Raw genomic sequence first — 8,561 nt, 5'->3', positions numbered from 1 at the left:
GTTAAAAACCTCAATGAATTAAGTCAAGACTTAGCAGGTCGCCACACATGGACGAAAAGTACTGGGACTGAAGAGATTGATCCTGTACTCATTGAAAATGATCTAAAAAATTTGTTAACGGATGGTTATGTCATTATTCAAAACCTGTTAACGCATGAGGAACTAGAGGATATAAAGCAAAACATAAATCCCCTGCTGAATCACACAGGACGAAATACATTTGAGGGGGTTAAAACTCAGCGTGTATATAATGTTCTTGCCAAAACTAGAGCAGCTGACAAAATGGCACAGCATCCACGTGTCTTAGCCTTGCTTGATCGCATTTTATTGCAAAACTATTTGTTATCTCAGATGCAAGTCATCAAAATTTTACCAGGTGAAAACGCACAATTATTACATACGGATGATGGGCAATATGTTGTGCCCCGCCCAAGAAACGCTATTGGTGCTGCAACAGTTTGGGCAATCGATGAGTTTACTACAAGTAATGGTGCAACTTCAGTCATCCCAGGCAGCCATCTTTGGGATGGGGAAAGAACACCTCTCGAAAGTGAAGCTATTCCTTGTGTAATGCCAGCGGGATCGGTTGTGGTATTTCTCGGCACCTTATGGCATGGTGGTGGAGCAAACCATTCAAACGCAGCGCGTTTAGGTTTTACATGCCAATATTGTGAACCTTGGTTACGTCAACAAGAAAATTTTATGATGGAAGTACCATTGGAAACAGCAAAGGGACTGTCTGAAGATTTATTACGCATGATGGGATATAGTATTTTCCCACCGTTTTTTGGGATGGTGGATGGCATGCATCCTAAAAGATTACTGGAACATCAAAATACCGATGAATAAACCTAAAAAAAGCAGGGTTAGGGATGCTTCAATAAGCACGTTAACCCTTATAAATGCAGCAAATGAAATTATGATCGAAGGTAATGGTCATATTGAAATGGCTGAAGTTGCGCGCCGTGCCCAAGTTTCAGTTGGTTTAGCCTATCATTACTTTGGCTCTAAAGCAGGTCTCATCGCAGCAGTTGTAGAAGCCTTTTACGATAAACTCGACGCAGAAGTTTTATTTTCAGTATCACATGAATCTGATTGGCTAAAGCGTGAATGGGAACGCACATTAAATCTTGCAATTTTTTATCAGAGCAATCCCCTGTCAACAGTAATACTTGGGTCATTACGAAGAGAATCTATCGTTGTTGATATAGAGCAAGCCAGAATAACCGCACAGATCGAAGAAGGAACTCGCAATTTTCAAAAAGGTCAACGACAAGGCGTAATCCGTCAAGATATAGCAGCACATGATCTTGCTGCTTTTGTCTTGGGTGGCGTGCGAGAGCTCATGCGCTCAGCACTTCAACAACCACAAGATCAACGCCCTATGGCTGAAGATCTAGCAAAATCTGCATGGAAATTGATCGTTCAATGTATTTCTCTTGAATACAAATAAAGTTGAGAGATAAAGCGAAAATCACCACTCGAGCTGTTGCATATTATTTATGTCCGAGATGAAATTTATTAGGTATCCCTTGATCAAATTTTACAATATCGTCCTACCCTTATATAAAAAATAAAAAAGGAGCCAACGCTCCTTTTACTTGGCCTAGACAAAATACCAGTCAATTCCCAAGTCAGTATTTTCGCTGAATCAGTTGAGCTATTTATGCAGTGTAGAATACCATTGATGCTCTATATGACTTAAAACTCAACCTCGCTTTCAAACGCTTCAATTCAATACTGAAAATACACGATGAACGATCAGCACACCACGTTTGACGGTATTATTATCTTTAGACAATAAAAATGGCTGAATGAAAAACTACAATCTTAAGGTTTACACAAAATGATCAAAATCAACATGATCCCGCTTCATGGTATCGATATTGAAAATATCGGCCATATTGCTTTAGGGCAATCTCAAACAGAGCTTATCCATCTGCTTGGACAGCCTGCTGAACACTCAGATGCTGTGCAACTATATTATGATCAATATGAACTGCGTATTGATCTCAATCAAAATAAAAGCATTGAATTTATTGAGTTTATAAACGGACCTTATCCAGAAAAAACTAAACTTTCTATTTATGGTGTTGATCCATTTCAAATTGATGCGAACAATCTTATCCAACTGCTCACAGAAAAAAATAATGGTCATGTTGATCTTAGCGAAGCTGATCATTGTTTTACTTTTTTAAATATTTCTGTCGGCATTTGGCGACAGTACACAGAACAAGACGTTATGGAAAATATTACAGAAATGAAAAAAAATAACGAATATTTAGAAAATCAGGATTGGTTATTGGTGGATTTGGATAAAGCTAAACATTTTTGGACAATCGGCTTAGGTGAAAAAAACTACTATCACTACTCTGAACAATCACACCAATAAAAAAAGGAGCTTACGCTCCTTTAATGTTACCTATATTTGCTTTAAGCAAATTAAGAAACTAATTTAGGCTTTTTTGCTGCTTGAGCTTCACGCTTATGAAACTTCAACACACCATCATCAAACTTAGCATTCTTAAGCTCTTTACGATCAGCAAGATAGTTATTGGTTACTTTCCATGGCGCATGCTTACCTTGTTTCGGCATCACATTTGCTGCACGAGCAATATAACCTGACGATAAGCTACCCATTACTGTATCTTCCATCAATTCAGTCGAATCCCCTTGTGGAATGACTTCATCAAAGCCTTTTTTATCCATATAATTCACAAGGCGACTGATATATTCACCAGCAATATCCACTTTCAATGTCCATGATGCATTAATATAACCGATGATCATTGCCATGTTTGGTACATCACTGACCATTACACCTTGATACAACATATGCTGAGAAGTATTGAGTGGTTTACCGTCTAATGTCGCTTTGATTCCACCTAAAATTTGGATCTCCAAACCTGTTGCAGAAACAATAATATCTGCGTCTAAATGCTGACCTGATTTTAATTGAATACCTGTTTCAGTAATTTTTTCAATATGATCTGTTTCAACACTCGCCTTACCCGAACGTAAAATTTTGAATAAATCACCATCTGGAACCACACACAAACGTTGATCCCATGGATTATAGTTCGGTGTAAAGTGTTTCATATCCACCTTACCTTTAAGCTGCATTTCAATCGATTTTAATAACAATTTACGCAAGACTTTAGGTTGCTTCTGAGCTAAAGCATAAATACCGCGTTGCATACCAATATTACGTGCACGAGTTAATTTATAAGCAATATCTTCTGGCAATACCTTACGCATCTTGTCATAAACAAAATCAACCGAAGGAATCGAAGCAATATACGTTGGCGAACGTTGTAACATCGTTACATGCCCTGCACCGCCTTTTGACATCGCAGGTACTAAAGTAATTGCTGTTGCACCACTACCAATAATCACCACTTTTTTGCCAGCATAATCTAAATTTTCTGGCCAGAATTGTGGATTGATAAATTGACCTTTAAAGTTTTCTTTACCTGGATAATCTGGCTGATAACCTTGATCATAATTATAATAGCCAGTACACCCTACAACAAAATTGGCAACCCAAGTTTGTAATTTACCATTCGGATCTTCAATTTCTACAACCCATTTCTTCGTTGAAGAATCATAATTTGCTGTACGAACACGATGGTTAAAATGAATTTTCTCTTTTAATTTAAATTCATCAACAACTTCAGCCACATAACCTTTAATCGATGCACCATCAGCCAAAACATTGGCTTTTTGCCAAGGCTTAAAATTAAAGCCAAATGTAGACATATCTGAATCTGAACGAATCCCTGGGTATTTAAACAAATCCCAAGTTCCACCAAAGCTTTCACGACGCTCAATAATTTCAAACGAACGCTGTGGTGAATTTTTAGATAAATGAGCAGCAACACCAATACCTGAGATGCCTGCGCCAACGATGAGAATATCGACTTGCTTTTCCATTTTCTTTTTATAACCTTTTTAAAAGTACATTTTTATTAAAGCACAAATTTGACAATACGCAATGTCAAGTTTGCATATTTCTGACGAAATTCATGTCAGTTCAGGACAAAATAACAGATTGTCAGACAAAATTGTTAATTTTAAAGCATAAAAAAGGTCGGTAAAATACCGACCTTTTCGAACAACCGATTGTTCTATGGCGTGAGTAAACTTAGTTTACTTCACGATCCACAAGTTCTACATAAGCCATCGGCGCAGCATCACCTGCACGGAAACCAGCTTTAAGAACACGTAGATAACCGCCGTTACGTTCTTTATAACGAGGGCCAAGAACGGTAAATAATTTACCAACTGTTGCTGCTGAACGAGTACGAGCAAATGCCAAACGGCGGTTCGCTACTGTATCGTTTTTAGCTAAAGTGATTAAAGGCTCAGCTACACGACGTAACTCTTTTGCTTTAGGCACAGTTGTTTTAATCAACTCGTGCTCGAACAAAGAGTTAGCCATGTTTTGGAACATCGCTTTACGATGACTGCTTGTACGGCCTAATTTCACACCACTATTACGATGACGCATGGTGATAGTCCTACTTAATTAACGGCTACGATAGGCGAAACGATCGTCCATACGGAGACTAGCTGGTGGCCAGTTCTCTAAACGCATGCCGAGCTGTAAGCCCTTAGAAGCCAGAACATCTTTGATCTCTGTAAGCGATTTTTTACCAAGGTTAGGCGTTTTAAGTAGCTCAACCTCTGTACGCTGTACAAGATCACCAATGTAGTAAATATTTTCTGCTTTCAAACAGTTAGCAGAACGAACAGTAAGCTCTAGATCATCAACTGGACGAAGCAAGATTGGATCAACTTCTTCACGTGGTTCTTGAGCAACTGGAGCTTGATCTTTCTGAAGATCAACGAAAATTGCAATTTGTTGTTGCAAGATTGTTGCCGCTTTGCGGATTGCTTCTTCTGGATCTACAGTACCATTTGTTTCAAGATCAATGACAAGCTTGTCAAGGTCAGTACGTTGTTCTACACGCGCATTTTCAACGGTATAAGACACACGTTTGATCGGGCTATAAGAAGCATCTAACTGTAAGCGACCTACAGGGCGAGTTTCGCCTTCTGGGAAGCGTGAATCAGAAGTTTCATAGCCACGGCCTTGAGAAACTTTCAAGCGCATTTTTAATGAGCCTGAAGCACTTAAAGTGCCAATCAAATGTTCAGGGTTAACCACTTCAACATTATGAGGTAAACGAAGATCTGCGGCAGTAACATCACCAGGACCTTGTTTTTCTAATGTTAAATATGCTTCGTTTTGATCGAACAGCTTAATAGACAATCCTTTTAGGTTCAGCAAGAGCTCGACGATGTCCTGCTGCAAGCCTTCTAAAGTACTGTACTCGTGCTCGACACCTTCTATCTCGACTTCAACCACAGCAGCGCCAGGTAAAGAAGATAATAGGATGCGACGTAAAGCATTACCTAGAGTATGACCAAAGCCACGCTCTAATGGTTCAAGAATCACTTTTGCCGAGGTCCCGCTTGCCGCTTCGACCTTGATCGCTTGCGGAGTTAGAAACTCGTTTGCAGTACGCGTCATTATTGCTACCTCAAGGATTATTTAGAATACAATTCTACAATCAAGCTTTCGTTGATTTCAGCTGGTAAATCAGAACGATCAGGTGCAGATTTAAATGTACCTTCAAGTTTTGAATGATCTACTTCAATCCAAGCAGCTGTACCACGTTGAGTAGCTAATTCAATTGCGTTTTTGATACGTAATTGTTGTTTAGCACTTTCGTGAACTGCGATCACATCGCCCGCTTTAACTTGGATAGACGCGATGTTAACACGACGACCATTTAAAGTGATTGAACGGTGAGATACAAGCTGACGAGCTTCTGCACGTGTAGAACCAAAACCCATACGATAAACAACGTTATCGAGGCGGCTTTCAAGCAATTTCAACAAGTTTTCACCTGTTGCGCCTTTAACACGAGCAGCTTCTTTATAGTAGTTACTAAATTGACGCTCTAAAACACCGTACATACGACGTACTTTTTGTTTTTCACGTAATTGTAGTGAGTACTCAGATTGTTTACCACCACGCGCCTGACCATGTTGACCAGGAGCTTTAGCAGCTTTTTTAGTTTTGACGTCAAAAGGTTTAACGCCAGATTTTAATTGCAGGTCTGTCCCTTCGCGGCGAGAGAGTTTGCATTTTGGACCAATATAACGAGCCATGAATGTTTCTCCTTACACGCGACGTTTTTTAGGTGGACGGCAACCGTTGTGCGGAATCGGAGTCACATCGGTAATGCTGTTAATTTTATAACCCACTGCACCTAATGCACGAACCGCAGATTCACGACCTGGACCAGGACCTTTTACAAGGACGTCCAAGTTTTTCAAACCGTAATCTAAAGCAGCTTTACCAGCAACTTCAGCAGCTACCTGAGCAGCAAACGGAGTTGATTTACGTGATCCACGGAAGCCTTGTCCACCTGAAGTAGCCCAAGCCAATGCATTACCTTGACGATCTGTGATCGTAACAATGGTGTTATTAAAAGAAGCGTGAATGTGTGCAACACCTTCAGAGACGGTACGAGTGACCTTCTTGCGTGTGCGAGTATCTTTAGCCATCTTTTAGCTTCCAGAAATCTTATTTCTTAATAGGTTTGCGCGGACCTTTACGGGTACGTGCGTTAGTTTTGGTGCGTTGTCCGCGAACAGGCAAGCTGCGACGATGACGAAGACCGCGGTAGCAGCCTAAATCCATTAAACGTTTAATGTTCATGGAAATTTCGCGACGTAAGTCACCTTCGGTCGGAACCTTAGCAACTTCAGCACGAATCGCATCAAGCTGAGCATCATCTAATTCACGGATTTTAGTTGTAGTAGCGATACCTGCAGCAGCTAAGATGTTCTTAGCAGTGTGGCGGCCAATACCAAAAATATACGTGAGAGAGATAACAGCATGCTTGTTATCCGGAATGTTTACACCGGCAATACGAGCCATTCAAATTTCTCCAAAAAGGCAGTAGAGATAATCAACCGCCCCACAAAAATCTTGAGGGGCGGATAATAACCTAATTAGCCTACTGAAATCAACAGGTCTTAATTAAATTAACCTTGACGCTGCTTATGACGAGGTTCTGCGCTGCAAATTACGCGAATAACCCCATGACGCTTGATAACTTTACAGTTACCACAAATTTTCTTTACAGAAGCTTGTACTTTCATGATGAAACCTTCTAAGTGCGCTTATCCCTTAGGATGAGCAGTCGTTTTTCTCATTAACGATTGATTGTCATATTGATGAGATGTGAGATGAGCTTGAAGCTGAGCCATAAAGTCCATCACAACTACAACAACGATCAACAATGATGTACCACCAAGGTGGAACGGAATACCAAATGAACTTTGCAGAATCATCGGCATTAAACAAATCACAGTGATGTAAATTGCACCAATAAACGTCAAACGATTAAGAATATGATCTAAGTAACGAGCAGTTTGCTCACCTGGGCGAATACCAGGTACATAAGCTCCGCTACGCTTCAAGTTTTCTGATACTTCTTTCGGGCTAAATACAAGCGCCGTATAGAAATAACAGAAGAATATGATGAGCGCACCGAAGAGCACCAAATACAACGGTTGTCCAGGCGATAATACCAATGCCAAATCTTGAAGGCTACGTTTTACAATTCCTGCATTTGGATCAGCACTACCCAACCATTGACCTAAACTTGCAGGGAACAACAATAACGAACTTGCGAAAATTGCTGGAATAACCCCTGCCATGTTAATTTTCAATGGCAAATGTGTTTGCTGTGCAGTGAATACACGACGACCTTGTTGCTTTTGAGCATAGTTTACAGGAATACGACGTTGAGCTTTTTCAATAAACACGATTGCTGCTAAAACAGCAACTGATAGCAACCCAAATACAGCCAAACCAATTAAACTTGATTGACCATTATCTACCGAAGTAAATGCTTGAATCACTAGGTTTGGTAAGCCAGCAACAATACCTGCAAAGATAATCATTGAGATACCATTACCAACACCACGTTCAGTTATTTGCTCACCCAACCACATCAAGAACATAGTACCTGCAACTAACGATGTTAGTGCTGGAACGTAAAAAGCCAGTCCTGAAGTCAAAGTAATTCCCTGACTAATTAGACCAGCACACATTCCAATACCTTGGACTAATGCAAGTAAGAGCGTGCCATAACGCGTATATTGATTAATCTTACGCTTACCTTGCTCGCCTTCTTTCTTTAAAGCTTCTAACGAAGGAACCACAGTTGACATCAGCTGCACGATAATCGACGCAGAAATGTAAGGCATGATCCCTAACGCTAGAATGGACATTCGTTCTAATGCTCCACCCGAGAACATATTAAACAAACCTAAAAAAGTACCTTCATTAGCTTTGAAAAAACGTTCTAGAGCGACATTATCGATACCCGGCAGAGGAATATGCGCTCCTAGTCGAAAAACCACCAATGCACCAATTAAAAACATTAATCGGCGAATAATTTCACGGTATTTCACATGAAATGGTTGGCCTTTCATCATGTTAACATGACCTGAAGAACTAGGAGACATAGTCACTC

General features: G+C 40.1%; 11 protein-coding genes. 3 read left to right on the top strand and 8 right to left on the bottom strand.

The window, feature by feature from the left end; all coding sequences use genetic code 11:
* From EXE09_RS14850 to EXE09_RS14840, 3 genes are all read left to right on the top strand, one after another.
* Positions 1 to 849 (top strand): phytanoyl-CoA dioxygenase family protein (locus tag EXE09_RS14850; protein WP_213073891.1); only part of this gene is annotated, 849 nt, incomplete at its 5' end.
* Entirely contained in the window at positions 800 to 1,453 is a 654-nt protein-coding gene (locus EXE09_RS14845; protein WP_323052799.1) for a TetR/AcrR family transcriptional regulator, read from the top strand. The genes EXE09_RS14850 and EXE09_RS14845, both read left to right, overlap by 50 nt.
* 393 nt (positions 1,454 to 1,846) lie before the next feature.
* Positions 1,847 to 2,392, top strand: coding sequence for a hypothetical protein (locus tag EXE09_RS14840; protein ID WP_130117775.1), 546 nt, complete (start codon positions 1,847 to 1,849; stop codon positions 2,390 to 2,392).
* A gap of 50 nt (positions 2,393 to 2,442) precedes the next feature.
* Here EXE09_RS14840 and EXE09_RS14835 read toward each other — a convergent pair whose 3' ends face one another.
* From EXE09_RS14835 to secY, 8 genes are all read right to left on the bottom strand, one after another.
* Positions 2,443 to 3,933: a flavin-containing monooxygenase gene (locus tag EXE09_RS14835; RefSeq protein WP_130117774.1), complete on the bottom strand. Its 1,491-nt coding sequence runs from the start codon at positions 3,931 to 3,933 to the stop codon at positions 2,443 to 2,445.
* Positions 3,934 to 4,144: 211 nt separating this feature from the next.
* Entirely contained in the window at positions 4,145 to 4,510 is a 366-nt protein-coding gene (gene rplQ / locus EXE09_RS14830) for a 50S ribosomal protein L17 (protein ID WP_004281488.1), read from the bottom strand.
* A gap of 18 nt (positions 4,511 to 4,528) precedes the next feature.
* Entirely contained in the window at positions 4,529 to 5,536 is a 1,008-nt protein-coding gene (locus tag EXE09_RS14825) for a DNA-directed RNA polymerase subunit alpha (RefSeq protein WP_004816876.1), read from the bottom strand.
* Positions 5,537 to 5,553: 17 nt separating this feature from the next.
* Complete coding sequence (gene rpsD / locus EXE09_RS14820; RefSeq protein WP_068973583.1) at positions 5,554 to 6,180, bottom strand: 30S ribosomal protein S4; 627 nt, start codon at positions 6,178 to 6,180, stop codon at positions 5,554 to 5,556.
* A 12-nt stretch (positions 6,181 to 6,192) separates the two neighbouring features.
* Positions 6,193 to 6,579 carry a 30S ribosomal protein S11 gene (gene rpsK / locus EXE09_RS14815; RefSeq protein WP_001040166.1) on the bottom strand — a complete coding sequence of 129 codons (387 nt, stop codon included), beginning with the start codon at positions 6,577 to 6,579 and terminating at the stop codon, positions 6,193 to 6,195.
* 19 nt (positions 6,580 to 6,598) lie between these two features.
* A complete protein-coding gene (rpsM, locus tag EXE09_RS14810) occupies positions 6,599 to 6,955 on the bottom strand; it encodes a 30S ribosomal protein S13 (RefSeq protein ID WP_005012957.1) in 357 nt (118 codons plus the stop codon).
* A gap of 107 nt (positions 6,956 to 7,062) precedes the next feature.
* The gene (gene rpmJ, locus EXE09_RS14805) at positions 7,063 to 7,179 is read right to left on the bottom strand and encodes a 50S ribosomal protein L36 (protein ID WP_068973582.1); all 117 of its coding nucleotides are present in this window, start codon (positions 7,177 to 7,179) and stop codon (positions 7,063 to 7,065) included.
* Between the two features lie 21 nt (positions 7,180 to 7,200).
* Positions 7,201 to 8,520 (bottom strand): preprotein translocase subunit SecY, encoded by a 1,320-nt coding sequence (gene secY, locus EXE09_RS14800; protein WP_171064902.1) that lies wholly within the window; start codon positions 8,518 to 8,520, stop codon positions 7,201 to 7,203.
* Positions 8,521 to 8,561: the final 41 nt, after the last annotated feature.

This window comes from Acinetobacter sp. WCHAc060025, from assembly GCF_004209355.1.
GTDB classification, from domain to species: domain Bacteria; phylum Pseudomonadota; class Gammaproteobacteria; order Pseudomonadales; family Moraxellaceae; genus Acinetobacter; species Acinetobacter wuhouensis.
Note: the sequence above shows the minus strand (reverse complement) of the source record. Positions and strands in the feature narration are given on the sequence as shown.